Origin of the sequence: Pseudomonas sp. N40(2020), assembly GCF_014472415.1 — a bacterium.
Taxonomy (GTDB): Bacteria; Pseudomonadota; Gammaproteobacteria; order Pseudomonadales; family Pseudomonadaceae; genus Aquipseudomonas.
This window is the reverse complement of the sequence record NZ_JACSZV010000001.1, coordinates 141,285-166,030: the sequence shown is the minus strand read 5'-3', so window position 1 is coordinate 166,030 and position 24,746 is coordinate 141,285. Positions and strand designations below refer to the sequence as shown.

20 protein-coding genes are annotated in these 24,746 nt (G+C 58.7%); 12 read left to right on the top strand and 8 right to left on the bottom strand.

The window, feature by feature from the left end; genetic code table 11:
* Positions 1-10 precede the first annotated feature (10 nt).
* A complete protein-coding gene (locus IAI51_RS00855; RefSeq protein ID WP_187676756.1) occupies positions 11-202 on the top strand; it encodes a hypothetical protein in 192 nt (63 codons plus the stop codon).
* 120 nt (positions 203-322) lie between these two features.
* Complete coding sequence (locus tag IAI51_RS00850; RefSeq protein WP_316249746.1) at positions 323-796, top strand: hypothetical protein; 474 nt, start codon at positions 323-325, stop codon at positions 794-796.
* Between the two features lie 4 nt (positions 797-800).
* On the opposite strand, the gene IAI51_RS00845 is transcribed toward IAI51_RS00850, so the two are convergent.
* The 4 genes from IAI51_RS00845 to IAI51_RS00830 all read right to left on the bottom strand — a co-directional run bounded on the left by IAI51_RS00845 (position 801) and on the right by IAI51_RS00830 (position 5,372).
* A complete protein-coding gene (locus IAI51_RS00845; RefSeq protein WP_187676755.1) occupies positions 801-1,550 on the bottom strand; it encodes a FadR/GntR family transcriptional regulator in 750 nt (249 codons plus the stop codon).
* 182 nt (positions 1,551-1,732) lie between these two features.
* Positions 1,733-3,460, bottom strand: coding sequence for an ABC transporter ATP-binding protein/permease (locus tag IAI51_RS00840; RefSeq protein ID WP_187676754.1), 1,728 nt, complete (start codon positions 3,458-3,460; stop codon positions 1,733-1,735).
* A gap of 96 nt (positions 3,461-3,556) precedes the next feature.
* A complete protein-coding gene (locus IAI51_RS00835) occupies positions 3,557-4,117 on the bottom strand; it encodes a response regulator transcription factor (RefSeq protein WP_007942792.1) in 561 nt (186 codons plus the stop codon).
* The gene (locus IAI51_RS00830) at positions 4,110-5,372 is read right to left on the bottom strand and encodes an ATP-binding protein (RefSeq protein WP_187676753.1); all 1,263 of its coding nucleotides are present in this window, start codon (positions 5,370-5,372) and stop codon (positions 4,110-4,112) included. Before IAI51_RS00830 ends, IAI51_RS00835 begins: the two co-directional genes overlap by 8 nt.
* 231 nt (positions 5,373-5,603) lie before the next feature.
* Here IAI51_RS00830 and IAI51_RS00825 point away from each other — a divergent pair, with 231 nt between their 5' ends.
* Positions 5,604-6,320 carry an SIMPL domain-containing protein gene (locus IAI51_RS00825; RefSeq protein WP_187676752.1) on the top strand — a complete coding sequence of 239 codons (717 nt, stop codon included), beginning with the start codon at positions 5,604-5,606 and terminating at the stop codon, positions 6,318-6,320.
* Positions 6,321-6,507: 187 nt separating this feature from the next.
* Here IAI51_RS00825 and IAI51_RS00820 read toward each other — a convergent pair whose 3' ends face one another.
* On the bottom strand, positions 6,508-6,870 hold the full coding sequence (locus tag IAI51_RS00820) for a DUF6124 family protein (protein ID WP_187676751.1): 363 nt from the start codon (positions 6,868-6,870) through the stop codon (positions 6,508-6,510).
* 980 nt (positions 6,871-7,850) lie between these two features.
* On the opposite strand from IAI51_RS00820, the gene IAI51_RS00815 reads away from it, so the two are divergent.
* From IAI51_RS00815 to IAI51_RS00775, 9 genes are all read left to right on the top strand, one after another.
* Entirely contained in the window at positions 7,851-9,452 is a 1,602-nt protein-coding gene (locus IAI51_RS00815) for an ABC transporter substrate-binding protein (RefSeq protein ID WP_187676750.1), read from the top strand.
* A gap of 259 nt (positions 9,453-9,711) precedes the next feature.
* Positions 9,712-11,337, top strand: a complete 1,626-nt coding sequence (locus tag IAI51_RS00810; RefSeq protein WP_187676749.1) for an ABC transporter substrate-binding protein — start codon at positions 9,712-9,714, stop codon at positions 11,335-11,337.
* A gap of 302 nt (positions 11,338-11,639) precedes the next feature.
* Positions 11,640-13,238, top strand: a complete 1,599-nt coding sequence (locus IAI51_RS00805) for an ABC transporter substrate-binding protein (protein ID WP_187676748.1) — start codon at positions 11,640-11,642, stop codon at positions 13,236-13,238.
* 176 nt (positions 13,239-13,414) lie between these two features.
* Positions 13,415-14,836, top strand: a complete 1,422-nt coding sequence (locus IAI51_RS00800; protein ID WP_187676747.1) for an OprD family porin — start codon at positions 13,415-13,417, stop codon at positions 14,834-14,836.
* 78 nt (positions 14,837-14,914) lie between these two features.
* Positions 14,915-16,510, top strand: coding sequence for an ABC transporter substrate-binding protein (locus IAI51_RS00795; RefSeq protein ID WP_187676746.1), 1,596 nt, complete (start codon positions 14,915-14,917; stop codon positions 16,508-16,510).
* Positions 16,511-16,583: 73 nt separating this feature from the next.
* Positions 16,584-17,594, top strand: a complete 1,011-nt coding sequence (locus IAI51_RS00790) for an ABC transporter permease subunit (RefSeq protein WP_008085273.1) — start codon at positions 16,584-16,586, stop codon at positions 17,592-17,594.
* Between the two features lie 10 nt (positions 17,595-17,604).
* On the top strand, positions 17,605-18,516 hold the full coding sequence (locus IAI51_RS00785) for an ABC transporter permease subunit (protein ID WP_187676745.1): 912 nt from the start codon (positions 17,605-17,607) through the stop codon (positions 18,514-18,516).
* Positions 18,517-18,526: 10 nt separating this feature from the next.
* Entirely contained in the window at positions 18,527-19,495 is a 969-nt protein-coding gene (locus IAI51_RS00780) for an ABC transporter ATP-binding protein (RefSeq protein WP_187676744.1), read from the top strand.
* Entirely contained in the window at positions 19,495-20,475 is a 981-nt protein-coding gene (locus IAI51_RS00775; RefSeq protein ID WP_053117064.1) for a peptide ABC transporter ATP-binding protein, read from the top strand. Before IAI51_RS00780 ends, IAI51_RS00775 begins: the two co-directional genes overlap by 1 nt.
* A 206-nt stretch (positions 20,476-20,681) precedes the next feature.
* Here the strand turns inward: IAI51_RS00775 and IAI51_RS00770 are convergent, their stop codons facing one another.
* The 3 genes from IAI51_RS00770 to IAI51_RS00760 form a co-directional block, all read right to left on the bottom strand.
* Positions 20,682-20,939, bottom strand: a complete 258-nt coding sequence (locus IAI51_RS00770; RefSeq protein ID WP_187676743.1) for a hypothetical protein — start codon at positions 20,937-20,939, stop codon at positions 20,682-20,684.
* Between the two features lie 180 nt (positions 20,940-21,119).
* Complete coding sequence (locus IAI51_RS00765; protein ID WP_187676742.1) at positions 21,120-22,313, bottom strand: MFS transporter; 1,194 nt, start codon at positions 22,311-22,313, stop codon at positions 21,120-21,122.
* 699 nt (positions 22,314-23,012) lie between these two features.
* Positions 23,013-24,596 carry a peptide chain release factor 3 gene (locus IAI51_RS00760; protein WP_187676741.1) on the bottom strand — a complete coding sequence of 528 codons (1,584 nt, stop codon included), beginning with the start codon at positions 24,594-24,596 and terminating at the stop codon, positions 23,013-23,015.
* Between the last annotated feature and the right edge of the window lie 150 nt (positions 24,597-24,746).

The following is a 24,746-nucleotide window of genomic DNA, read 5'->3' as shown; positions in this document are numbered from 1 at the left end:
GAGAACCGCCATGACGATCACATTAAAACTGGAACTGGCCTCGGGCCAATCGCTCAAGGGTGCGCCGCTGGAGTTGTTGGCCAAAGGCCTGCCTATCGCCCGGGCGACGGTAAATGCCCAAGGTTACGCAACCTTTGATGCCAAACCCGTTGCCGGCCTGCTCGCCGTAAGGGTTGACCGTTCAATTCTGCCCCTTCACTGACGCAACCCTCCCCTGTAGGAGCTGCCGCAGGCTGCGATCTGTTGATCTTGCTTTTTAAAATCAAAGTCAAAAGATCGCAGCCTGCGGCAGCTCCTACAGGGGGCTTTGAAATGACTGGAAATGAACGGTTTAAAACACCTTCCGCGAGAGTCTTTTACCGTGCAGAACCGCCGTGAATGGATCACGGCGCACTACGCATGGAGAGCGACCCTCATGACTTTTGCCTCACCCACACTCACACTCACACAATTTCTGCCTCATTCATCTGAAACGGTAACCGTGAACTTGTCGGAATTGAGCGATCACCTGATCGTTGAGGTCCCGGACTCCAGCGACTTTGCAGCCAACTGGAGCGTCTACGCCATTCTTGGCGACGATCCCGAAGAGCCCGAATGGGCAGGCGAAGAAGTTGATACTGGCGCCTGGGATGACGCCGAGGACGAGATGGAAAAACTCACGGGCATCGAATTGCAGATTCCGAAGGAAGTGCTGAAGACGTACGTGAGTTGCGAAATTGAACTGCGCTACAAGTTTCAGGACGAATCGAGCATGGAGCCGTTTTCGGCCCCGCTGATGCTGCGTATCGAAGCCTAAGCCGTTACCCCCGCTGCGCCTGCGCCTCTTCATGGGCCTGGCGCAGTCTTTCTCGGCTGTTGGTCAGGTGCAGACGCATGGCCGCACGCGCAGCATCGGAATCCTGGCGGGCGATGGCCTCGTAGATTTCTTCGTGCTCGCGGCTCAGGCGATTCATGTAGTGCTGCTGATCGTCATGGGCCAGTCGCGCGGAATTCAGCCGGGTACGCGGAATGATGCTGGTGCCCAGGTGGGTCATGATGTCAGTGAAATAGCGGTTGCCCGTGGACAAGGCGATTTCGAGGTGAAACGCGAAGTCAGAAGCCACGGCGTCGCTGGCATGGGCGACGCTGTCGTTCAGCGCATCGAGGGCGGCACGCATGGTTGCCAGTTGCTCGGGGCTGCGGCGTTGCGCGGCGAGGCCGGCGGACTCCACTTCGAGGCTGATGCGAAGTTCAAGAATGGCCAACACGTCACGCAGGGTAACGACGGTGGCCGGGTCGATACGAAAACCGCTCGGGCTCGGTGTGTCGAGCACGAAGGTACCGATGCCGTGGCGGGTTTCCACTTGGCCGGCGGCCTGCAAACGGGAAATCGCCTCGCGCACCACCGTACGGCTGACGCCATGGGCTTCCATGATCGCCGACTCAGTGGGCAATTTGTCGCCGCGCTTGAGCAGGCCATCGCGGATCTGCTCGCTCAGCACCGTCACCAGTTCCTGAGCCAGACTGCGGCGCTTGCGCGGCAGGCGCGGGGTTTCGATCGCGTTTTCCATAGTCTGTATCTTGTCTCGAAAATTCGGCTTGGGGGCATCATAGCTCAAGCGGGTTGTACGATCACTGGTCGGCTCACATCGCTTCTCTATAGGAGTGAGCCGGTGGCGTCGGAACATTCGACATCAATGTGACTGACAGAACGCTATCGCGAGCAGGCTCACTCCTACAGGGGTGGAGGTGATCAGGCGTTCACGGTCTGCTCAACCAAATGACCGCTGTCGATCCGCACATGCCGTGGGTGGAAGCGTTTGAGGCTGCTGCGATGACCAACGCTGACGATGCTCAACCCCGGCAACTGATCGATCAGCGCCTGATACAGCGTCGCTTCGTCCTCTTCATCCATCGCCGAGGTCGCTTCGTCCATGTACAGCCATTGCGGCGCATAGAGCAGCGCGCGGGCGAAGGCCAGACGTTGCTGCTCACCTGGCGACAGCATGCGCTGCCAGTGATTGGCTTCATCTACACGGGCGACCAGATGCGGTAAACGACAGGTTTCCAGCACCTCGGCGTAGCGTTCCGACGAATACGTATCACCCGGTTGTGGATAACTCAGCGCATCTCGCAGAGTGCCGATCGGCAGATAGGGCTTCTGCGGCAGGAACAGATAACGCGCCGCCGGCAGTCGAATGCTGCCGTGGCCCGCCGGCCACAAATGGCCCATCGCCCGAAGCAAGGTGGACTTGCCGCTGCCGGAGCGGCCGCTGAGCATCAGGCGCTCACCCGGTTCGACAGTCATGTCGGCGCTGGTCAGCAGATGACGACCATCGGCCAGATCCAGTCCGAGGTCATGCACCTTCAATTCGCGGCCCTGATTCTGTACATCGATGGCCGGAGGACGCTCTTCATTGTCGGTCATCGCCTGGCGGAAACTCAGCAGACGATCACAGGTGGCACGCCAGGAAGCGAGGCTCTGGTACGCGTTGATAAACCAGCTGAAGCTCTCTTGAACGTTGCCGAATGCCGAGCTGATCTGCATCAGCTCGCCAAGTTCGATCTTACCGGTGAGGTAACGCGGCGAAGCAACGATGAACGGAAAGATGATGGCGGCCTGGCTGTAACCGGCGGTGAAAAACGTCAGGCGCTTGGACACTTTCATGATGTCCCAGAAGTTGTGCCAGACCATCCCGAAACGGTTACTCAGCCGGCGGTTCTCATTCGGCTCACCGTTGTACAACGCGATACTCTCGGCGTTCTCACGTATCCGCACCATAGAGAAACGCAGGTCAGCTTCGAAACGTTGTTGCTTGTTGTTCAGACCGATCAAGCGACGACCGATCAAATGCGTCAGCCAGCTACCCACCACGGCGTAAACCAGCACGCACCAGAACATGTAGCCGGGAATGGTGATGCCATAGATTTCGATGCTGCCCGACACACCCCACAAAATGATCGAGAACGACACCAGACTGACGATGTTGCGCAACAGCCCGATACCCAGTTCAAGGGTGTTGGAGGTAAAGCTGTTGAGGTCTTCGGAAATCCGCTGATCCGGGTTATCGGTGTAACCGCCCTGCTCCAGCTGGTAATAATTCTTGTCGGCGAGCCAGCGGGAGAAATGCTTTTCGGTCAGCCACGCCCGCCAGCGGATCGTCAGCATCTGCGTCAGATATTGTCTGTATACGGCACCGACAATCGCCACCGCTGCGATTGCACAAAAGTAGAGAATCAGATTCCAGAACGCCGCTTCATCCTTCTTTTGCAGCGCGTTGTAAAAATCCTTGTACCAGGTGTTGAACCACACCGAGATGCCCACGCTGACCAGCGAGAGTGCGATCACTGCAATCAGCAGCGTCCAGGCCTTGACCTTCTCCTCACTGCGCCAATAAGGCGTGATCATCGCCCACACTTTGCGAAAAAACTGCCCGCGCACAGCATCGTTGACCGCGGAATATTCAGCGTTCTGATTCATGGAAAAGGCTCGATATAGAAAAGAACAGACACGCACCGATCATAGATGATCGGTGCGTTTTATCGCGAGGGCTGGCGATAGTCGTTCAGCGCAGGTTCAGCGACGAACAGGACGTTTCTGCAGTTTGCGCTGCAGCGTGCGGCGGTGCATGCCCAGGGCGCGGGCAGTGGCGGAGATGTTGCCTTCGTGCTCGGTGAGCACGCGCTGGATGTGTTCCCATTGCAGGCGGTCGACCGACATCGGGTTTTCCGGCACCAGCGTGTCGAGGTCGGCGTGCTCGGAGAGCAGCGCGGCAAGGACGTCGTCGGCATCAGCGGGTTTGCACAGGTAGTTGCAGGCGCCACGCTTGATCGCCTCGACCGCAGTGGCAATGCTCGAATAACCGGTGAGGATCACCACGCGCATTTCCGGGTCGAGTTCGAGCAACTTCGGCAGCAACACCAGGCCGGAGTCGCCGTCCATCTTCAGGTCCAGTGCGGCGTAGTCCGGCAGATCGGCCTGGGCGATGGTCAGGCCCTCTTCGGCAGAACCGGCGGTGCTGACGCGAAAGCCACGGCGGGCCATGGCGCGGGCCATCACTCGGGTAAAGGTCGCGTCGTCGTCGACCAGCAGCAAATGCGGCAGTTCTTCGCCTTCAACTTGGATTTCGTCACTCATGTTGGTCTCCTCGGGCGCCGTGGGGCAGGCGCAGCTCGGTGAGCGTGCCGCCTTCCTCATGACTATAGAGTTTCACTGAGCCGCCGGCGCGTGTCACGCTGGCCTTGCTCAAAAACAGGCCCAGGCCGAAACCTTTGCCCTTGGTGGTAAAAAACGGTTTGCCGATCTGTTCGGCGATGGCCAGCGGCACACCGGCGCCATGGTCGCGAATACTGATGGTCAGGTTTTCCGCGTCCCAGTCCAGCGTCACCTTGAGGTTCTCCGGGCAGGCGTCGGCGGCGTTGTTGAGCAGATTCAACAGGGCCTGGGTCAGATCCGGCGGCGGCGCCATGCGCGGCACCGTGCCCTGGCCAAGACGATGGAAGCGATAACTGGCTTCCGGACGCATCAGGTGCCAGCGGTTCAGCGCTTCGTCGAGCCACACCGTAACGTCCTGCATCTCCACCGCCAGTCGACGATTGGCTTCGGCGGCGCGCACCAGTTGCTGCAAGGTTTCTTTGCACAGTTTGACCTGATCCTGCAGCACTTTCAGATCGTCCTGCAACATCGGGTCAGGGTGATCCTGCTGCATCTCTTTAAGCAGCACACTCATGGTTGCCAGCGGCGTACCCAGCTCATGGGCGGCGCCGGCGGCTTGGGTGGCGACGGCGAGCAACTGCTGATCGCGCAGGCCTTCTTCACGGCGGATCGCACGCAATTCTTCCTGACGGCGCAACTCTTCAGCCATGCGCGCGGCGAAGAAAGTGATCACCGCAGCGGCCAGGGCGAAACTCAACCACATGCCGTAAATCTGCAGGTTTTCGCGGGCGACCGGCAGAGTTTCCAGCGGGTAAAACCGCGTCAGCATCAAGGTGTACAACGCCAGCGCGATGCCGGACAGGATCACCGAATAACGCCACGGCAGCGTCACCGCCGCAATGGTCAGCGGCACCAGATAATAGGAAACGAAGGGGTTGGTTGAACCGCCGGAGAAATACAGCAGCGCACTGTGGATAACCAGATCGCAGGCCAGTTGCAGCGCGTATTCGAGTTCGGTGACCGGCCACGATGTGCGCAAACGCACGGCGGTGAACACGCAGAGCAGTGTCGAACAGCCGAGCGTCATCGCCAGTTGCACCCACGGCAACGGCAGCAGTTGCAGCCAATAGGCCAGCCCCACAGAGCCGGCCTGCGCGGCGAGCACCAGGGTGCGGATGAAAGTCAGTCGCCAAAGGTTCTGGCGAGTGGCGGAAGTCAGTTGAACGGGGGCGAGCATGAGCTCTCCTGATGAGCGCTCCAGGCGGATCGCACGGAGTATAACCAAGCCGCGCCCTTGAGAGGCGAAAGTGCGGCAAACGACCACATGGCGCAAAGAGTTTCTGCGGCTATAGGGGCCGAGCTATCTGTATAGAAGTTGTAACTGGGCGAACCGGATCATAAAAGCTAGAGTCTGATGGTTCACGCAGGCCAGCACTGAAAAAACCTGCGCCCCCATCAAGGAGCTTTCATGCACACATTTCGCCGCAGCGCCGCCCTTCTCGCCCTCACCATCGGCAGCGTCGCCAGCCTTCCGGCCCTGGCCGCCGATGAGCTGCACTACAACCAGATTGCCCTGCGCGCCGAAGTCAGCCAGGAAGTGGCTCGCGACCTGATGATCGTGACCCTCTACACCGAAGAACAAAACACCGACCCGGCCAAACTCGCCGCCGACGTCAGCACCACCATGAACAAGGCACTGGCCCAGGCCAAGCAAGTCAAAGACATCACCCTGCGCCAGGGCAGCCGTAACAGCTACCCGATCTACGACACCAAGGGTCAGAAGATCACTGGCTGGCGTGAGCGCGCCGAACTGCGCCTGGAAAGCGCCGACTTCGCTGCACTTTCGAAACTCACCGGCGAACTGCTGACCGACCTGAAAATGGGCGGCATGGACTTCGCCATCGCCGACCCGACCCGCAAGGCCAGCGAAGACCAGTTGCTCAAAGAAGCCGTCACCGCCTTCAAGGCCCGCGCCCAACTGGCCACCGATGCACTCGGCGGCAAGAGCTACAAAATCGTCAATCTGAACCTCAACAGCAACGGCTACCCACAACCGTACCTGCGCGCCCCGATGATGATGAAAGCCGCCGGCATGGATTCAGCGCCAGTGACGCCGGAAGTTGAAGCAGGCACCAGCCAGGTCAGCATGACCGCTGATGGCTCGATTGAAGTGTTGATGCAGTAATGTGATATGGGCTGAATAAAAAACCGGCGATCAGAGCATGATCGCCGGTTTTTTTGTGCCTGGGATTTGTGTTGTTTGAGCTGCCGTCATCGCTGGCAAGCCAGCTCCCACAAGATCGTGCGTCGATTCCAAAATCGGCACAAAACCTGTGGGGGCTGGCTTGCAAGCGATGAACGATAACGCGGTCTCAAGTCTGCGGATCAACCCGATCCAGCGCCCGGTTCACCGCCAGTTCGGCCAGCATGATGATCTGCTGAATACCGAGCACCGTATTGCGCTGCGTGCCACCCAACTCGTTGGCGAAGTTGCTGGCTGCGGCGCTGGCAGAGGCCAGTGATTCACAGGCATGGGCGAGCAGACTTTCAGTGTCGACGTTGGGACAGACCATGAACATCGTGCTCGGTTGGCGCGGTTTTCTGGGTTGGGGACAGAGATAGAAATCGAGGGCGCGGTTGATGGCTTCGCGGTTTCGGGCCAGGTCTTCGGCGCGGAGGGCTTCTTCGAGGGGGGTTGGTTTTTCTTCGGGTGGATCGGGTACAGGCTTAGTCATGCGTTTCACCTATGAAGTTGAGCCATCTCCTGCCGTTTCTCACACGGCGAAGAGGTGGCAGCTTTGTGCGGGGTGAGAAAACCGGTCATAGGCACCCGGCCAGACATAAGTCTGCCCGCACAGAGCCGCCATAACGCATTTGCATGCAGCGGATTGGCTGGCGGCAATTATGCGGGCATGAACACTGAATGACTATGAATTGCCGGGTTCTCACACCCGATCGCTGAACATTCAGCGACAACCCAAGCCTAGAGATCGCACGTCCGACGGACAACCTGAAAACCTTGTGGGAAGGTTCTGGTAATTCGACAGCTCTTTAAACAGCCAAAGCGAACCCTCACCCTAGCCCTCTCCCGGAGGGAGAGGGGACTGACCGAGGTGTTTGGGAGAGGTACGCCGACGTGGGATACCGAGTCGAACTCAGGTTTGAAAAGCCCACAAATCGGCTCCCTCGCCCTCGGGAGAGCGCTGGGCTGGCGGCGTCCTGATGAGGGCCAAACCCAACACAACCCAAAAGCCGACCGCACGCTTTTCCACCACTCAACAGGATGAGCGTTAGCTCGGCTGCAGCTTTTGATCTTGATCCACGGGCGACGTCGGAAGGCTGAGCGGAGGGATTGATCCGGGGGTAGGAGCGCAGCGACCGTTTGGCGAAGCCAAACACAGCGAAAGGAGGTGCAGCCAAGCAAACCGGAAGCGATGCCCCCGGATCGATCCCGGAGCGAAGGAACCCCGAGCCCCAGCGAGCGGGCCGCACGCAGGAGCAAGCCTTTTTGGTTACTTTTTCGGGGTCTGGAAAAAGTGACCCGCCGTAAGGGCGGAACCCTAAGCCGTCATGACCGCAGCAACGGATATACCCACAACAAAAGCCGCCCACATATACCGAGATAGACACTCCCCCAAGAAAAACGATATTTCCGAACCCCCACAATTCCCCGCTAATCTCAACCCAAAACCACCTCCATACCCCCGGGGACTCCATGCCAAGATCCACCCTCAAACCGCTTTTGATCTCGCTGGCCCTGGCCACAACCGCCCCGATAGCAAACGCCGCCACAACCCTGGTCTACTGCTCCGAAGCCAGCCCCGCAGGCTTCGACCCCAGCCAATACACCAGCGGTACCGACTTCGACGCCTCCGCCGAAACCGTCTTCAACCGCCTCACCCAATTCAAACGCGGCGGCACCGACATCGAACCCGGCCTGGCCACAAAATGGGACGTCTCAACGGATGGCCTGCAGTACACCTTCCACCTGCGCCAAGGCGTGAAATTCCACAAAACGGAATACTTCACCCCAACCCGCGACTTCAACGCCGACGACGTCCTCTTCACCTTCCAACGCCTGCTCGACCCGGAAAACGCCTTCCGCAAGGCCTACCCCGCCGAGTCCCCGTATTTCACCGACATGGGCCTCAACACCACCATCAAATCAGTCGAAAAACTCGACGCGCAAACCGTGCGTTTCAACCTCAACAACGTCGACGCCGCCTTCGTGCAAAACCTCGCCATGAGCTTCGCCTCGGTGCAGTCCGCCGAATATGCCGCGCAACTGTTGAAGGAAGGCAAAGCCGCCGACCTCAACCAGAAACCGATCGGCACCGGCCCGTTCGTGTTCAAGCGCTATCAAAAAGATTCGCAAATCCGCTACGTCGCGAACACGGCCTACTGGAAACCCGAGGATGTAAAGATCGACAACCTGATTTTCTCGATCACCCCGGACGCCGCCGTACGCCTGCAAAAACTCAAAACCGGCGAATGCCAGGTCAGCGGTTACCCGCGCCCCGCCGACATCGAAGTGATGGAAAAAGACCCAAATCTGCGCGTGCTGAAACAGGCCGGTTTCAACCTTGGCTTCCTCGCCTACAACACCACTCACCCGCCGCTGGACCAGCTCAAAGTGCGTCAGGCCCTGGACATGGCCATCGACAAACCGGCGATCATCAAAGCCGTTTACCAGAGTGCCGGCCAGTTGGCCCAGAACGCTTTGCCGCCGGCGCAATGGTCGTTCGATCCGAACATCAAGGACGCGCCGCACGATCCGGCAAAGGCCAAGGCGCTACTTAAAGAAGCAGGGGTTGCACCGGGTACAACCATCAACCTTTGGGCAATGACCGTGCAGCGCGCCTCGAACCCGAATGCGCGGATGTCGGCGCAGATGATCCAGCAGGATTGGGAGAAGATCGGCATCAAGGCCAACATCGTCAGCTATGAATGGGGCGAGTACATCAAGCGCGCCAAGAACGGCGAACACGACGCGATGATCTACGGCTGGACCGGCGACAACGGCGATCCGGACAACTGGCTCGGCGTGCTTTACAGCTGCGCGGCGGTGAAAGGCAGCAACTACGCCAAATGGTGCGACCCGGCCTACGACAAACTGGTGCAACAGGCCAAGGTGTCCACTGACAAAGCGCAGCGGGTAAAACTGTATCAACAGGCGCAACTGATCCTTAAGCAGCAGGTGCCGATCACCCCGATTGCCAACTCCACGGTGTTCCAACCACTGCGCAAAGAAGTCACTGATTTCCGTATCAGCCCTTTTGGTCTAACCCCCTTTTACGGCGTGGGTATAAATAAGTAACACCGAGCCCCAAGGCGGCGCGCACAGCCTGAACCGCGCACCATTTTGGGGCTTCATTTGCACCGTAAAAACCACCCGCAAACGGTCAAATGCGTCAAAAGTTATACAGATGCGACATTAAGGTACGTTCGTGCCACCGTTTGAGGCCACCGACCGCTCTGGATCTTGCATTGGGTATGGCGCCTGCATAAGTATCCGCAGGCACGACTCACGAGGTCGTACCTCAAATCAAAAAATGACAACAAATCATGAGGCCAACATGCTTAAACACGCGGTCATTCCGTTTTTAGTCGGCGCAGGCTTGTTAGCCTCCGCACCTTTCGCATCCGCTGCGACTAACCTGGTGTTTTGCTCCGAAGGGAGCCCGGCCGGTTTTGATCCGGGCCAGTACACCACCGGAACCGACTTCGACGCCTCAGCCGAAACCATGTTCAACCGTCTGACCCAGTTCGAACGCGGCGGCACCGCCGTGATTCCTGGTCTGGCGACCAAGTGGGACATTTCCGATGACGGCCTGACTTACACCTTCCACCTGCGTGAAGGCGTCAAGTTCCACACCACCCCGTATTTCAAGCCGACTCGTGAGTTCAACGCCGACGACGTGCTGTTCACCTTTAATCGCATGATTAACAAGGATGACCCGTTCCGTAAGGCGTACCCGACCGAATTCCCGTACTTCACCGACATGGGGATGGACACCAACATCACCAAGATCGATAAAGTCGACGACCACACCGTCAAGTTCACCCTTAAAGAAGTTGATGCTGCGTTCATCCAGAACATGGCCATGAGCTTCGCTTCGGTTCAGTCCGCCGAGTACGCTGCCCAGCTGCTCAAGGATGGCAAGCCTGCCGACATCAACCAGAAGCCGATCGGCACTGGTCCTTTCGTGTTCAAGAGCTACCAGAAAGACTCCAACATCCGCTACACCGGGAACAAGGACTACTGGAAGCCTGAAGACGTGAAGATCGACAACCTGATCTTCGCTATCACCACCGACCCGTCGGTACGCATTCAGAAGCTGAAAAAGAACGAGTGCCAGGTCACCCTGTTCCCGCGTCCAGCCGACCTGAAAGCGCTGAAAGAAGACAAGTCGCTGAAGATGCCTGATCAGGCTGGTTTCAACCTGGGCTACATCGCCTACAACGTGATGGACAAGGTCAAGGGCAGCAACGAAGCGAACCCGCTGGCCGACCTGCGCGTGCGTCAGGCGCTGGACATGGCTGTCAACAAGCCTCAGATCATCGATTCGGTTTACCAGGGCGCTGGCCAATTGGCCGTCAACGCCATGCCGCCGACCCAGTGGTCTTACGACACCACCATCAAGGATGCCAAGTACGACCCTGAGAAAGCCAAGCAGCTGCTCAAGGAAGCCGGCGTCAAGGAAGGTACCGAGATCGTCCTGTGGGCGATGCCGGTGCAGCGTCCGTACAACCCGAACGCCAAGCTGATGGCTGAAATGCTCCAGTCCGACTGGGCCAAGATCGGCTTGAAAGTGAAGATCACCAGCTACGAATGGGGCGAGTACATCAAGCGTTCCAAAGGTGGCGAGAACCAAGCCATGATCATTGGCTGGAGCGGTGACAATGGTGATCCGGACAACTGGCTCAATGTTCTGTTTGGCTGCGACTCGCTGAGCGGCAACAACTTCTCCAAATGGTGCGACAAGAAGTTCGACGGCCTCGTCAAAGAAGCCAAGCGCACCACTGATCAGGGCAAGCGCACCGAACTGTACAAACAGGCGCAACACGTCCTCAAAGATGCAGTCCCAATGACACCTATCGCTCACTCGACGGTGTATCAACCCATGCGCGCCAACGTGCAGGACTTCAAGATCAGCCCATTTGGCTTGAACTCCTTCTACGGCGTCAGCGTCAGCAAATAAAAAGACACAGCGGCGACGTTTCCAGCGTCGCCGCTGTTTTTTTCTGCCGATTGCCTAGGAATTTGCCTACATCTGTTTCCGCCCTGCCTTAACAGAGTGGTACAGGATGTGTTGCCTTTTCCTACGAGTCTTTAGGACTCAACGCATTTACTGCCAGATCCACGGCCCCTACCGTCGGGTTCTGACCAGTGACTGTGTGGGCTAACGGTTTTGCTGTCCGTACTGGTTTGAGCTTGATGCAGCCACAACATCCCCGGACGGGATCGCGGCGCATCGAACAACACTAAAAAAGAGGGAGCGTCATGCGCCATACCTTGGTTTTTTCCGCATTGCTGGGTGCCGGTCTGTTGACCGTCTCGTCAGCCAGTTTCGCCGCACCCAAAAGCCTGGTTTTCTGCTCCGAAGGCAGCCCGGCGGGTTTTGATACCGCGCAATACACGACGGCTACCGATAACGATGCCGCCGAGCCGCTGTACAACCGTTTGGTCGAGTTCGAAAAAGGCGCGACCAATGTCGTCCCTGGCCTGGCGACCAAGTGGGATATTTCCGAGGATGGTCTCAAGTACACCTTTCACCTGCGTGAAGGTGTGAAATTTCATACAACGCCGTACTTCAAGCCGAGCCGCGATTTAAACGCCGACGACGTGTTGTTTACGTTTAATCGCATGCTTGATGCACAACAGCCTTTCCGTAAGGCTTATCCGACCGAGTTCCCGTATTTCAACGGGATGAGCCTGAACAAGAACATCGCCAAGGTCGAGAAGACCGGGCCGCTGACCGTAGAGTTCACGCTCAACAGCGTCGACGCCGCGTTCATCCAGAACATCGCCATGAGCTTCGCCGCCATCCTGTCTGCCGAATACGCCGACAAACTGCTGGCCGAAGGCAAGCCGAGCGACATCAACCAGAAGCCGATCGGCACTGGGCCGTTCGTGTTCAAGAGCTACCAGAAAGACTCGAACATCCGTTACACAGCTAATAAACATTACTGGGATCCGAGCCGGGTAAAACTCGACAACCTGATCTTCGCGATCAACACCGACGCTTCGGTGCGCGTGCAGAAGCTCAAGGCTGGTGAATGCCAGGTCACCCTGCATCCGCGCCCTGCCGATGTTGAAGCGCTGAAGACCGATCCAAAGCTGCAACTGATCTCCAAGCCCGGCTTCAACCTCGGCTACATCGCCTACAACGTTCGGCACAAACCGTTCGACCAGCTCGAAGTGCGTCAGGCGCTGGACATGGCGGTGAATAAACAGGGGATTCTCAACGCTGTTTATCAAGGCGCCGGCCAACTGGCCGTCAACGCCATGCCACCGACCCAATGGTCTTACGACGACACGATCAAAGACGCAGCCTACAACCCGGAAAAAGCCAAAGAGCTGCTCAAGGCTGCCGGCGTCAAAGAAGGCACCGAGATCACCCTGTGGGCAATGCCGGTACAGCGTCCGTACAACCCGAACGCCAAACTGATGGCTGAGATGCTCCAGGCTGACTGGGCGAAGATCGGTCTGAAAGTGAAGATCGTCAGCTATGAATGGGGCGAGTACATCAAGCGCACCAAGAACGGCGAGCACGACATCAGCCTGATCGGCTGGACCGGTGACAACGGTGACCCGGACAACTGGCTCGGCACGCTTTACAGCTGCGACGCCATTGGCGGCAACAACTACTCCATGTGGTGCGATCCGGCTTACGACAAGTTGATCAAAGAGGCCAAGGTCGTCACCGACCGCGACCAGCGCACCACGCTCTATAAACAGGCCCAGCAGTTGCTCAAGCAGCAAGTGCCGATCACGCCTGTCGCCCACTCGACGGTCAACCAGCCGTTAAGCACCCGGGTTGAAGGGTTCAAGGTGAGCCCCTTCGGCCGCAACGTGTTCTCGGGTGTCAGTATCGATTAACCCAACCGATTAGCCGCAATACTGAGGGGGGCCGTCTATCCCCCTCACGCAAGCGCTTTGCCAAAATTCGCCAATCCGGCATTTTGCAAACGTTTGCGGTGTGTGAATAAGTTCTAAACCAATAACCGGCCAACCCAAAAAAGCCGGCATAAAAAGAAAGTAAAGGAGCTTCACCCATGAAACTGAGCAGCACCGCGATACTGGCCCTGGCCATCAGCAGCATCACCGCCACGGCGTACGCAGAACCTGTAAGTCAGGAGTTCGTCCCTACCACATTGGCCGGCAGTAGCGCCCAAAGCGAGGCCAAGGGTTTTATCGATGGACAAAGCCTGGGCGGCACAACCCGTAACTGGTACGCCAACGAACTGAAGCGTCGTGATGACACCTTCAGCTACGTGAAGAACAGCGACAAGAACACTTCGCCATTGGTCAAGACACCGACCCAGCGTCGTATCAACTGGGTGCAAGGCACCATCGTCAACTACACCTCGGGCTTCACCCAAGGCACCGTTGGCGTCAGCACTGAAGTGGCGGCCTACAACGCCATCGTTCTGGACGGTGATCGCAAGAACATCGCTGGCGGCTCCAACCGTACCCTGGCGGACTCCGACGGCGACGCCGTAGACCAGTGGAGCAAACTGGGTCTGGCCAACGTCAAGTTCCGTGTGTCCAACACCACGCTGACCGCGGGCCGCCAGAACTTCAGCACGCCGATCGTCGACGTCATCGGTAACCGTCCGCTGCCTTCGAGCTTCGAAGGTATCAGCCTGCACAGCGAAGAGCTCAACAACCTGTCGTTCGACCTGGCAGGTTTTGACCGCGTCTCGCCACGTACTGAACAAAGCTTGTCGAAATTCCGCTCCGAGTACTCCGCCACTGGCGTTGAGACCGACAAGGTCTACACCGCCGGCGTGAACTACCAGCCGCTGAAGAGCCTGAAAACCAGCCTGTACGTCGCCAACGTCGAAGACTTCTGGAACCAGTACTACTTCGGCGGCACCCACGAACTGGGTGATAGCCAGGTGCTGAGCCTGACCACCGGTCTGAACTACTACAAGACCGTCGACGAAGGCAAAAAGTTGATGGGCAACATCGACAACGACACCTACTCGCTGTCGTTGGGTCTGACTCACCAGGCCCACAGCCTGACCTTCTCGTACCAGGAAGTTAACGGTAACGAGTACTTCGACTACCTGCACGAAACCAACGGCATCTACCTGGCCAACTCCCTGCTGTCGGACTTCAACGGCCCGAACGAGAAATCCTTCCAGATCGCCTACGGCATCAACATGGCCGAGTACGGCGTACCAGGCCTGAAGTTCAACATCTACCAGGCACGCGGCTGGGGCATCGACGGTACTCACTACCGCGGCACTGCCTACACCGATCCGGGAGCCAAGCGAGGCGACCTGAGCCTGATGGATGGTGAAACCCATTACGAATACGGCGTCGGTGCTTCCTACGCAGTACAAAGCGGTCCACTCAAGGCCACCGCCATTCGTGCGACATACACCACTCACCGCGCCAGCGAAAACCAGGCTGATGGCAACATCAACGAGTTCCGTCTCGTGACCACGATTCCATTCAACATCCTGTAAAAAACGCCAACCGACGGCTGACTCATGATGAGTCGGCCGTTCGGTTTTTTGTCTTCAACCGATTGCAGAGGGTTATCGATGAAAATGCTTCCCCTACGTGCGGCCGTCGCTGCCGCGTTGTTGAGCGCCGCCATCGGCGTCTCGGCCAAACCCTTGGTGGTCTGCACCGAAGCCAGTCCGGAAGGCTTCGACATGGTCCAGTACACAACTGCAGTCACGGCGGATGCTGTGGCCGAAACCATCTTCAACCGCCTGGTGGACTTCAAGCCGGGTACGACGGAAATCGTTCCGGCCCTGGCAGACACCTGGGAAATCAGTGAAGACGGCCTGACCTACACGTTCCACCTGCGCAAAGGCGTCAAGTTTCACACCACCGAATACTTCAAGCCGACCCGCGACATGAACGCCGACGACGTGCTCTGGAGCTTCCAGCGTCAGCTGGACCCGAATCACCCGTGGCACAAACTGTCGAGCGTGGGCTTCCCGTACTTTGAAAGCATGGGCTTCAAGGAACTGCTCAAGAACGTGGAAAAGGTCGACGACTACACGGTCAAGTTCACCCTGACCCGTCGCGAAGCGCCGTTCCTGGCCGACGTGGCCATGCCGTTCACCGCGATCTACTCCGCCGAATACGCCGACCAGTTGCTCAAGGCCAACAAGACCGCCGACCTGAACAACAAACCCGTCGGCACCGGCCCGTTCATCTTCCAGCGTTATGCCAAGGATGCCCAGGTACGGTTCAAGGCCAACCCGGAGTATTTCCGTGGCAAGCCACCGGCCGACGCGTTGATTCTGGCAATCGCCACCGACAACAACGTGCGCCTGCAAAAGCTCAAGGCCAATGAGTGCCAGATCGCGCTGTATCCGAAACCGGATGACATCCCGAGCATCAAGAAAGACAGCAATCTGAAGGTCGATGAACTGAACGCGATGACCGTTTCGTACATCGCCATGAACACCCAGCACAAATACATGAGCGACGTGCGCGTGCGTAAGGCGATCGATATCGCCTTCGACAAAGCCGCTTACGTCAATGCACTGTTCGGCAAGGGCAACGCGACCGTCGCGGTCAACCCGTACCCGGACACCCTGCTCGGTTACAACAACGAACTGAAGAATCCGCCACGCGACCTCGACAAGGCTCGCGCCCTGCTCAAGGAAGCCGGGGTTCCAGAAGGCACCACGTTTACCCTGTTTACCCGCAACGGCGGCGGTCCGACCAACCCCAACCCGATGCTCGGCGCACAAATGATGCAGGCTGACCTGGCGAAAGTCGGGATCAAGATCGACATCCGTGTGATGGAATGGGGCGAGATGCTTAAACGCGCCAAGGCCGGCGAGCACGACATGGTCTCGGCCGGATGGGCAGGCGACAACGGCGACCCGGATAACTTCCTGACGCATATGCTCAGTTGCGAAGCGGCCAAGAACGGCGAAAACTACGCGCGCTGGTGCAGCGAGAAGTTCCAGGCGCTGATCGACGAAGCACGAGCTAAAGTAGATCCGGCCGAACGCGCCAAGCTGTATGAACAAGCCCAGGTGATCTTTAACCAGGATCAACCATGGATCAGCATGGCCCACACGCGGATGTTTACTGCAATGCGCAACAACGTAGAGGGCTATCACATCAGCCCCCTGACAACTAATAACTTCGCCACTACCCAGGTGAAGTAGATAAGAAACTCCCGGCCTCCCTGACCCCAGGGAAGCCGGGCACGCCTAACCGGCTGATGAGGTACCACACAAGATGTTTAGTTTTATTGCCCGCCGACTGGGGTTGTTGATCCCCACGTTTTTCGGCATCACCTTGCTGACTTTCGCGTTGATTCGCATGATTCCGGGCGACCCCGTGGAAGTGATGATGGGCGAACGTCGGGTCGACCCCGAAATGCACGCTCAGGCAATGGAACGCCTAGGTCTGAACAAACCGTTGTATGCCCAGTATCTGGACTACATCGGCAAACTGGCCCACGGCGATCTCGGCGAATCCCTGCGTACGCGTGAGAGCGTCTGGACCGAGTTCACCTCCCTTTTCCCGGCGACCCTGGAACTGTCCATGGCCGCCCTGCTGTTCGCCGGCATTCTGGGCCTCTTGGCCGGGGTGATCGCGGCACTCAAACGAGGATCTTTATTCGACCACGGGGTGATGGGCATCTCCCTCGCGGGTTATTCGATGCCAATCTTCTGGTGGGGTCTGATCCTGATCATGTTTTTCTCGGTGAGCCTGGGCTGGACGCCGGTTTCCGGGCGGATCGACCTGCTTTACGACATCGAGCCGCGCACCGGTTTCATGCTGATCGATACGCTGCTGGCCGATGACGTCGGCGCGTTCTTCGATGCGCTGCATCACCTGATTCTGCCGGCCATCGTGCTCGGCACCATTCCACTGGCAGTGATCGCGCGGATGACCCGCTCGTCGATGCTCGAAGTGCTGCGCGAAGACTACATCCGCACCGCCAAGGCCAAAGGCCTGTCGCCGTCGCGCGTGGTGTTCGTCCACGGTCTGCGCAACGCGCTGATTCCGGTACTCACCGTGGTCGGCCTGCAAGTCGGCACCCTGCTGGCCGGTGCAGTCCTGACCGAAACCATTTTCTCCTGGCCCGGCATCGGTAAATGGCTGATCGAAGCCATCGGCGCCCGGGACTACCCGGTTGTGCAAAACGGCATCCTGTTAATCGCCTGCCTGGTGATTCTGGTCAACTTCGTAGTGGACATCCTCTACGGCTTTGCCAACCCACGCATCCGTCATCAGCGCTGAGATCATGACCATGACCACTCCAACTCCAGCGGTAGCAGTCGATCAAAGCCTGCTGTATCCGTCCCCGTACAAAGAATTCTGGCAAGCCTTCTCCAAGAACAAAGGCGCGGTTGCCGGCCTGCTGTTCATGCTGCTGATCATCTTCTGCGCGCTGTTCGCGCCGTGGGTTGCGCCGCATAACCCGAGCGAGCAATACCGTGACTTCCTGCTGACGCCGCCGGCGTGGCTTGAAGGCGGGCAGATGCAGTTTTTGCTCGGTACCGATGAACTGGGTCGCGACCTGCTGTCGCGTCTGATCCAGGGTTCGCGCCTGTCGCTGCTGATCGGCTTGTCGTCGGTGGTGATGTCGCTGATCCCGGGGATTCTGCTCGGTCTGTTCGCCGGTTTCTTCCCGAAGATGATTGGCCCGACCATCATGCGTCTGATGGACATCATGCTGGCCCTGCCGTCCTTGCTGCTGGCTGTGGCGATCGTCGCCATCCTCGGCCCTGGCCTGATCAACACCGTGATCGCTATCGCTGTGGTGTCCTTGCCGTCCTACGTACGTCTGACTCGTGCAGCCGTGATGGGCGAACTGAACCGCGACTACGTGACCGCCGCGCGCCTGGCCGGTGCCGGTCTGCCACGCCTGATGTTCATCACCGTACTGCCGAACTGCATGGCGCCGCTGATCGTTCAGGCAACCTTGAGCTTCTCCTCGGCGATTCTCGATGCCGCCGCCCTGGGCTTCCTCGGCCTTGGCGTACAACCGCCAACCCCTGAGTGGGGCACCATGCTGGCCTCGGCCCGCGACTACATCGAACGCGCCTGGTGGGTGGTGAGCCTGCCCGGTTTGACCATTTTGCTCAGCGTGCTGGCAATCAACCTGATGGGCGACGGTCTGCGCGATGCGCTGGACCCGAAACTCAAGAACGCCGCCTGAGGAGATTCCAATGTCACTGTTAGAAATCAAGAATCTCAACGTTCGTTTCGGCGACAAGACTGCTACGCCCGTTGTTGATGGACTCGACCTGAAAGTCGACAAAGGCGAAGTGCTGGCCATCGTTGGCGAATCGGGTTCGGGTAAATCCGTGACCATGATGGCGCTGATGGGGCTGATTGAGCATCCCGGCATCGTGACCGCCGACTCGCTCAGCTTTGACGGCAAAGACATGCTCAAACTGAGCAATCGTCAACGTCGGCAAATCGTCGGCAAAGACTTGTCGATGGTGTTCCAGGACCCGATGACCGCGCTCAACCCGAGCTACACCGTCGGTTTCCAGATCGAAGAAGTGCTGCGCCTGCACCTGAAAATGTCCGGCAAGCAAGCGCGCAAACGTGCGATCGAACTGCTGGAAAAAGTTGAAATCCCAGGCGCCGCGAGCCGTATGGACGCCTACCCGCATCAACTGTCGGGCGGTATGAGCCAGCGTGTTGCAATCGCCATGGCGATTGCCGGTGAGCCGAAACTGCTGATCGCGGATGAGCCGACCACGGCACTCGACGTAACGATTCAGGCACAGATCATGGATCTGCTGCTGGCGTTGCAGAAAGAACAGAACATGGGCCTGGTGCTGATCACCCACGACCTCGCCGTCGTGGCCGAAACCGCCCAGCGCGTGTGCGTGATGTACGCCGGTCAAGCCGTTGAAGTCGGTCAGGTGCCACAACTGTTCGACATCCCGGCGCACCCGTACAGCGAAGCGCTGCTCAAGGCGATTCCGGAACACAGCCAGGGCGCCGAGCGCCTGGCGACGCTGCCGGGCATCGTCCCGGGCCGTTACGACCGGCCGCAGGGTTGCCTGCTGTCGCCGCGCTGCCCGTACGTGCAAGACAGCTGCCGCACGCAGCGTCCGACCCTTGATCCGAAAAGCAACAGCCTCGCCCGCTGCTTCTACCCGCTGAACCAGGAGGTGGCGTAATGGCCGTCGTACTTACCGCCCGCGACCTGACCCGTCACTACGAAGTCTCCCGTGGCCTGTTCAAGGGCCACGCGACCGTGCGCGCCCTCAACGGTGTGTCGTTCGAACTGGAGGCCGGCAAGACCCTCGCGGTTGTCGGCGAGTCGGGCTGCGGCAAATCCACCCTCGCCCGCGCCCTGACCCTGATTGAAGAACCGTCGTCCGGCTCCTTGAAAATCGCCGGCCAGGAAGTGGCCGGTGCCGACAAGGCACAGCGCAAGCAACTGCGCAAAGACGTGCAGATGGTGTTCCAGAGCCCGTACGCGTCGTTGAACCCACGGCAGAAAGTCGGTGATCAACTCGGCGAGCCGCTGCTGATCAACACCAACCTGTCCGCCGCCGAGCGTCGCGAAAAAGTCCAGGCGATGATGAAGCAGGTCGGCTTGCGTCCCGAGCACTACCAGCGTTATCCGCACATGTTCTCCGGCGGTCAGCGCCAGCGGATCGCCCTCGCTCGCGCGATGATGCTGCAACCGAAAGTGCTGGTGGCGGACGAACCGACTTCGGCGCTGGACGTGTCGATTCAGGCGCAGGTGCTGAACCTGTTCATGGATCTGCAGCAGGAGTTCAACACCGCCTACGTGTTCATCTCGCACAACCTGGCGGTAGTGCAACACGTGGCCGATGACGTGATGGTGATGTACCTCGGTCGCCCGGTGGAAATGGGCCCGAAAAACGACATCTACGAACGCCCTCTGCACCCGTACACCCAGGCGTTGTTGTCGGCGACCCCGACCATTCACCCGGACCCGAACAAGCCGAAAATCAAAATCGTCGGCGAATTGCCCAACCCGCTGAACCCGCCACCTGGCTGCGCATTCCACAAGCGCTGCCCGTATGCCACCGAGCGGTGCAGCACTGAAGAGCCGGCCCTGCGCCCTCTCGACAACCGCCAAGTGGCTTGCCACTACGCGGAGCAATTCCTCGACGGCGCGGCGTAAAGACTGCCCTGAAAGAATGTGGGAGCGAGCCTGCTCGCGAAAGCGGTGTGTCAGCCAACCTGTTCGTCGACTGATACACCGAAATCGCTAGCAGGCTAGCTCCCACAGGGGATTTGTGTTGTTGCAATGATTCAAGTGTTGAGCAAACCCCTTCCACCTCGATTGCGCATCGGTCGAGATAGAAGGGGTTTTCTTTTGCCTGAAAACTAGTTCTGGCTATCGCCCTCATCATCGTCGGTGTCCGGCTCCTCGGTAGTCGAGTCATCATCATCGGCACTGCCGCCCTGCCCCTGATCACCAGCCTCGGAGTCAGACGCGGCCAACATTAACCCGCTAGGCCCCACCTGCCCGTTGAACGCCTGGGAATCATGATCCTCGCACTCGGCCCAGGCCGTCGCGGTGCCGAGGGACAGCATGACCATCACTTTCAACAGCAGTAAAACCCGTAGAAACCTGTTTTTCATGATCGATTCCATCCTGTGCAGGTGAAACACCAATGCCGATCCGGCGCTGAATGAAATCTAGTTCCGATCAGCCGGGTTCACCAGATAGGACGTTATCGAAGCCATAGAAATGCCGTCGCCCGGCAGAACGCTTTCGAATAATCCCTAGTACCGATTCGGCTAAGCAGCACGTGCAGCCATTTAGAGGGTGGGCGCACGGGTTGCCCGCCACGCCAACGGGATCGCCGCCAGCGCGAGTACGGCACTGACCACCCAGACACTGTGCCCGCCAAACTGGCCGTAGATCTGCCCGCCCAGCACTGGCGACAACAGTGCGCTGGCGCTCCAGCACATGAAGAACAGGCCGAAGTACTGCCCGCTTTTACCACCCTGTGCGTGTTGCATGACCAGCACATTCAACGGCGGCATGAACAGCGCCTCGCCCAGTGTCCAGATCAGCGTCGACAAACAGACATAAGCCAGCCCGGACCCCAGTGGCAACATGCCCAGCCCGATGGCCAGCAACACGCAACCGGCGACCAGTTGTGCACGCACGCCCCAGCGCTCGCCCCAATGGCTCAGCGGAATCTGCAAGGTCACCACCAGCACCGCGTTCAAGGCGAACTGCCAGCCGATGGCCTCGGTGCTCAAGCGGTAGTAATCCGTGAGGTAATTGCCAAGCATGCTGTAGACCGTGTCGAAGGCCATGCCGAGCAGAACGGCCGCAGCCAGCAGCCATAGAAATGGCCGGTCGCGATAGGGGACACCAGGGGATTCAGCGCTGTCGGCTGAGTGCTCCGGTGCGAGCACCGAACGGCGCCATGTCGTGCGGACAAACCACAGCAAGGCCAGCAACGTCATCGCCGCACTGGCGAAGAACACCCAGCGAAAATCAGTCTGCGCCAGCACCCCGCCAGCAATGCCGGCAGCGGCCATACCGAGGTTGCGCGCGACCCGGCTCAAAGCCTGCGCACGTGAGCGTTGCGCGGTTTCGCAATACTCCATGATCAGCCGCTGATGCAGCGTGCGGATCGCCCCATCGAGTACGCCACTGAACAGCAACAACGCCGCGAGCCACGGCACATCAGTGACCAGCCCCAACAACAGCAGAGTCCATGCCGACAGAAAAAACAACGCTGCCGTCAGACGCGCTGTGGGAAAGCGGTCGCTGAGCAACCCGCCGACCATCGAACCGATCAACAGTCCCGCGCCGTAACCGGACAGCAGCCAGCCAACGGTCTCAATCGCCAGCCCCAGTTCCTGACGCAGATACAGCGCCATGAACAACTTGACCATGCTGCTCAAGCGATTGATGAACAGCAGCGCCGCGAGCACCCAGGCCATGACGCCGAAATAGCCGTCCAGTCGTAACAGGTGAGTCAGTCGACTCGTCATTCCATTGACCTCTCAAAGCGACGTTCGTGAACCTGAAACACTAACGGCCAGCTCGCTGGTTGTCGCGCTCAAGTATGCCGAGATCACAAAAAACGGAGTCGCCCTACAACCCCCTGTAGGAGCTGCCGCAGGCTGCGATCTTTTGACTTTGCTGCTTTCGGCAGCTCAGTTGTTGAGTGCACTCAGCTAGAAAATGGTCGGCTGTAAGGCCGCCATCGCTGGCAAGCCAGCTCCCACAGAAGAGCAAAATCAAGATCAAAAGATCGCAGCCTTCGGCAGCTCCTACACAGGATGAGCGCAAGCTCGGCTGCAGCTCTTGATCTTGATCCACAGGCCGCGTCGGCAGGCTGAGTGGAGGGATTGATCCGGGGGTGGGCGCGAAGCGCCGTTTGGCGGAGCCAAACACATCGAAAGGAGGTGCAGCGAAGCAAACCGGAAGCGATGCGGCCGGATCAATTCCGGAGCGAAGGAACCCCGAGCCTCAGCGAGCGGGCCGTACGTTGCGGCAAGCCTTTTTGGGTACTTTTTCGGCGTTTGGAAAAAGTACCTCGCCGTAAGGGCGAAACCGCCAGCCGCAACACCCAAAAAAACGGATATTCACAAAGAACACCCAGAGCCTGGTCGGCCCACAGGCCGCCAAGACCAAAAAAAGCCCCCGAGGCGTACACCTCAGGGGCTTCGGACATAACAGCTCAGCGCTTAGTGATGCTCACGCGTCGCACGGAATTTCACATCCGGCCAACGCTCTTCCATCAACGCCAGGTTAACCCGCGTCGGTGCGAGGTAAGTCAGATGACCACCGCCGTCCAATGCCAGGTTCTCCACAGCCTTGTTGGAAAACTCTTCAAGCTTCTTCTTGTCGTCGCATTCAATCCAGCGCGCCGAGTAAACAGTGATCGGCTCATACGAGCACTCGACCTTGTATTCCTCTTTCAAACGACTGGCGACCACATCGAACTGCAGCACACCCACGGCGCCGAGAATGATGTCGTTGCTGCGCTCCGGGAAGAACACCTGGGTCGCGCCCTCTTCGGCCAATTGCTGCAAACCTTGACGCAGTTGCTTGGATTTCAGCGGATCGCGCAGACGCACGCGACGGAACAGTTCCGGCGCAAAGTGTGGGATGCCGGTGAAGCTCAGGGCTTCGCCTTCGCTGAAGGTGTCGCCGATCTGGATCGTGCCGTGGTTGTGCAAACCGATGATGTCGCCCGCAAACGCCTCTTCCAGTTGCTCACGCTCGGAAGAGAAGAACGTCAGGGCGTCGCCGATGCGCACGTCCTTGCCGGTACGCACATGGCGCATCTTCATGCCTTTTTCGTATTTGCCGGAGCAGATACGCATGAAGGCGATGCGGTCGCGGTGTTTCGGGTCCATGTTCGCCTGGATCTTGAAGATGAAACCCGAGAACTTCTCTTCCACCGGCTCCACGGTACGCTCGTTGGCCACACGGGCCAGCGGGCGTGGCGCCCAGTCAACGACTGCGTCCAGAACGTGGTCGACACCGAAGTTGCCCAGCGCGGTACCGAAGAACACCGGGGTCAGTTGACCGTCGAGGAACTCCTGCTGGTTGAACTCGTGGCAGGCGCCCTGCACAAGCTCAAGCTGTTCGATGAAGCGCTCGTACTCGTCGCCCAGATGCGCGCGCGCTTCGTCGGAGTCGAGTTTCTCGATGATCTTGGTTTCGGTGCGTTCGTGACCGTGACCGGCGGTGTAGACAATGATGTAGTCGTCGGCCAGGTGATACACGCCTTTGAAGTCGCGGTAGCAACCGATCGGCCAGGTGATCGGCGCAGCCTTGATCTTCAGAACGGCTTCGATCTCGTCGAGCAGTTCGATCGGGTCGCGGATGTCACGGTCGAGTTTGTTGATGAAGCTGACGATCGGCGTGTCACGCAGACGGCAGACGTCCATCAGCGCAATGGTCCGTGGCTCAACACCTTTACCGCCGTCGAGAACCATCAATGCCGAGTCCACCGCCGTCAGGGTGCGGTAGGTATCTTCGGAGAAGTCTTCGTGGCCCGGGGTGTCGAGCAGGTTGACCATGTGGTCGCGATACGGGAACTGCATGACCGACGTGGTAATGGAAATACCACGCTGCTTCTCCATCTCCATCCAGTCGGATGTCGCATGGCGGTCGGATTTACGGGATTTCACCGTGCCGGCCACAGCAATCGCCTTGCCCATCAACAGGAGCTTTTCGGTGATCGTGGTTTTACCGGCATCGGGGTGGGAAATAATGGCGAAAGTGCGGCGTTTCGCGACTTCGGCGGCCTGGTTGGTCATGGGAAATCGCCTGGCGGTGATTCAAAAAAGGGCCGCGATTATAGCCCAAGTCAGTGCAATAACCGAACCGTTGAGCACATTAAGGGTGGCCAAATGCTGCCTCGGATGGGAACCTTTTAAAGCACGGAGACGTCCATCCCCTGTTACGAC

Bases quoted from the DNA above. Each gene is read 5' to 3' on its own strand.
- IAI51_RS00840 (WP_187676754.1), bottom strand. From the start codon at position 3,460: ATGAATCAGAACGCTGAATATTCCGCGGTCAACGATGCTGTGCGCGGG.
- IAI51_RS00830 (WP_187676753.1), bottom strand. From the start codon at position 5,372: ATGCTCGCCCCCGTTCAACTGACTTCCGCCACTCGCCAGAACCTTTGG.
- IAI51_RS00790 (WP_008085273.1), top strand. From the start codon at position 16,584: ATGTTTAGTTTTATTGCCCGCCGACTGGGGTTGTTGATCCCCACGTTT.
- IAI51_RS00775 (WP_053117064.1), top strand. From the start codon at position 19,495: ATGGCCGTCGTACTTACCGCCCGCGACCTGACCCGTCACTACGAAGTC.
- IAI51_RS00820 (WP_187676751.1), bottom strand. From the start codon at position 6,870: ATGACTAAGCCTGTACCCGATCCACCCGAAGAAAAACCAACCCCCCTC.
- IAI51_RS00795 (WP_187676746.1), top strand. From the start codon at position 14,915: ATGAAAATGCTTCCCCTACGTGCGGCCGTCGCTGCCGCGTTGTTGAGC.
- IAI51_RS00780 (WP_187676744.1), top strand. From the start codon at position 18,527: ATGTCACTGTTAGAAATCAAGAATCTCAACGTTCGTTTCGGCGACAAG.
- IAI51_RS00835 (WP_007942792.1), bottom strand. From the start codon at position 4,117: ATGAGTGACGAAATCCAAGTTGAAGGCGAAGAACTGCCGCATTTGCTG.
- IAI51_RS00765 (WP_187676742.1), bottom strand. From the start codon at position 22,313: ATGACGAGTCGACTGACTCACCTGTTACGACTGGACGGCTATTTCGGC.
- IAI51_RS00845 (WP_187676755.1), bottom strand. From the start codon at position 1,550: ATGGAAAACGCGATCGAAACCCCGCGCCTGCCGCGCAAGCGCCGCAGT.
- IAI51_RS00805 (WP_187676748.1), top strand. From the start codon at position 11,640: ATGCGCCATACCTTGGTTTTTTCCGCATTGCTGGGTGCCGGTCTGTTG.
- IAI51_RS00770 (WP_187676743.1), bottom strand. From the start codon at position 20,939: ATGAAAAACAGGTTTCTACGGGTTTTACTGCTGTTGAAAGTGATGGTC.
- IAI51_RS00760 (WP_187676741.1), bottom strand. From the start codon at position 24,596: ATGACCAACCAGGCCGCCGAAGTCGCGAAACGCCGCACTTTCGCCATT.
- IAI51_RS00815 (WP_187676750.1), top strand. From the start codon at position 7,851: ATGCCAAGATCCACCCTCAAACCGCTTTTGATCTCGCTGGCCCTGGCC.
- IAI51_RS00850 (WP_316249746.1), top strand. From the start codon at position 323: ATGAACGGTTTAAAACACCTTCCGCGAGAGTCTTTTACCGTGCAGAAC.
- IAI51_RS00825 (WP_187676752.1), top strand. From the start codon at position 5,604: ATGCACACATTTCGCCGCAGCGCCGCCCTTCTCGCCCTCACCATCGGC.
- IAI51_RS00810 (WP_187676749.1), top strand. From the start codon at position 9,712: ATGCTTAAACACGCGGTCATTCCGTTTTTAGTCGGCGCAGGCTTGTTA.
- IAI51_RS00800 (WP_187676747.1), top strand. From the start codon at position 13,415: ATGAAACTGAGCAGCACCGCGATACTGGCCCTGGCCATCAGCAGCATC.
- IAI51_RS00855 (WP_187676756.1), top strand. From the start codon at position 11: ATGACGATCACATTAAAACTGGAACTGGCCTCGGGCCAATCGCTCAAG.
- IAI51_RS00785 (WP_187676745.1), top strand. From the start codon at position 17,605: ATGACCACTCCAACTCCAGCGGTAGCAGTCGATCAAAGCCTGCTGTAT.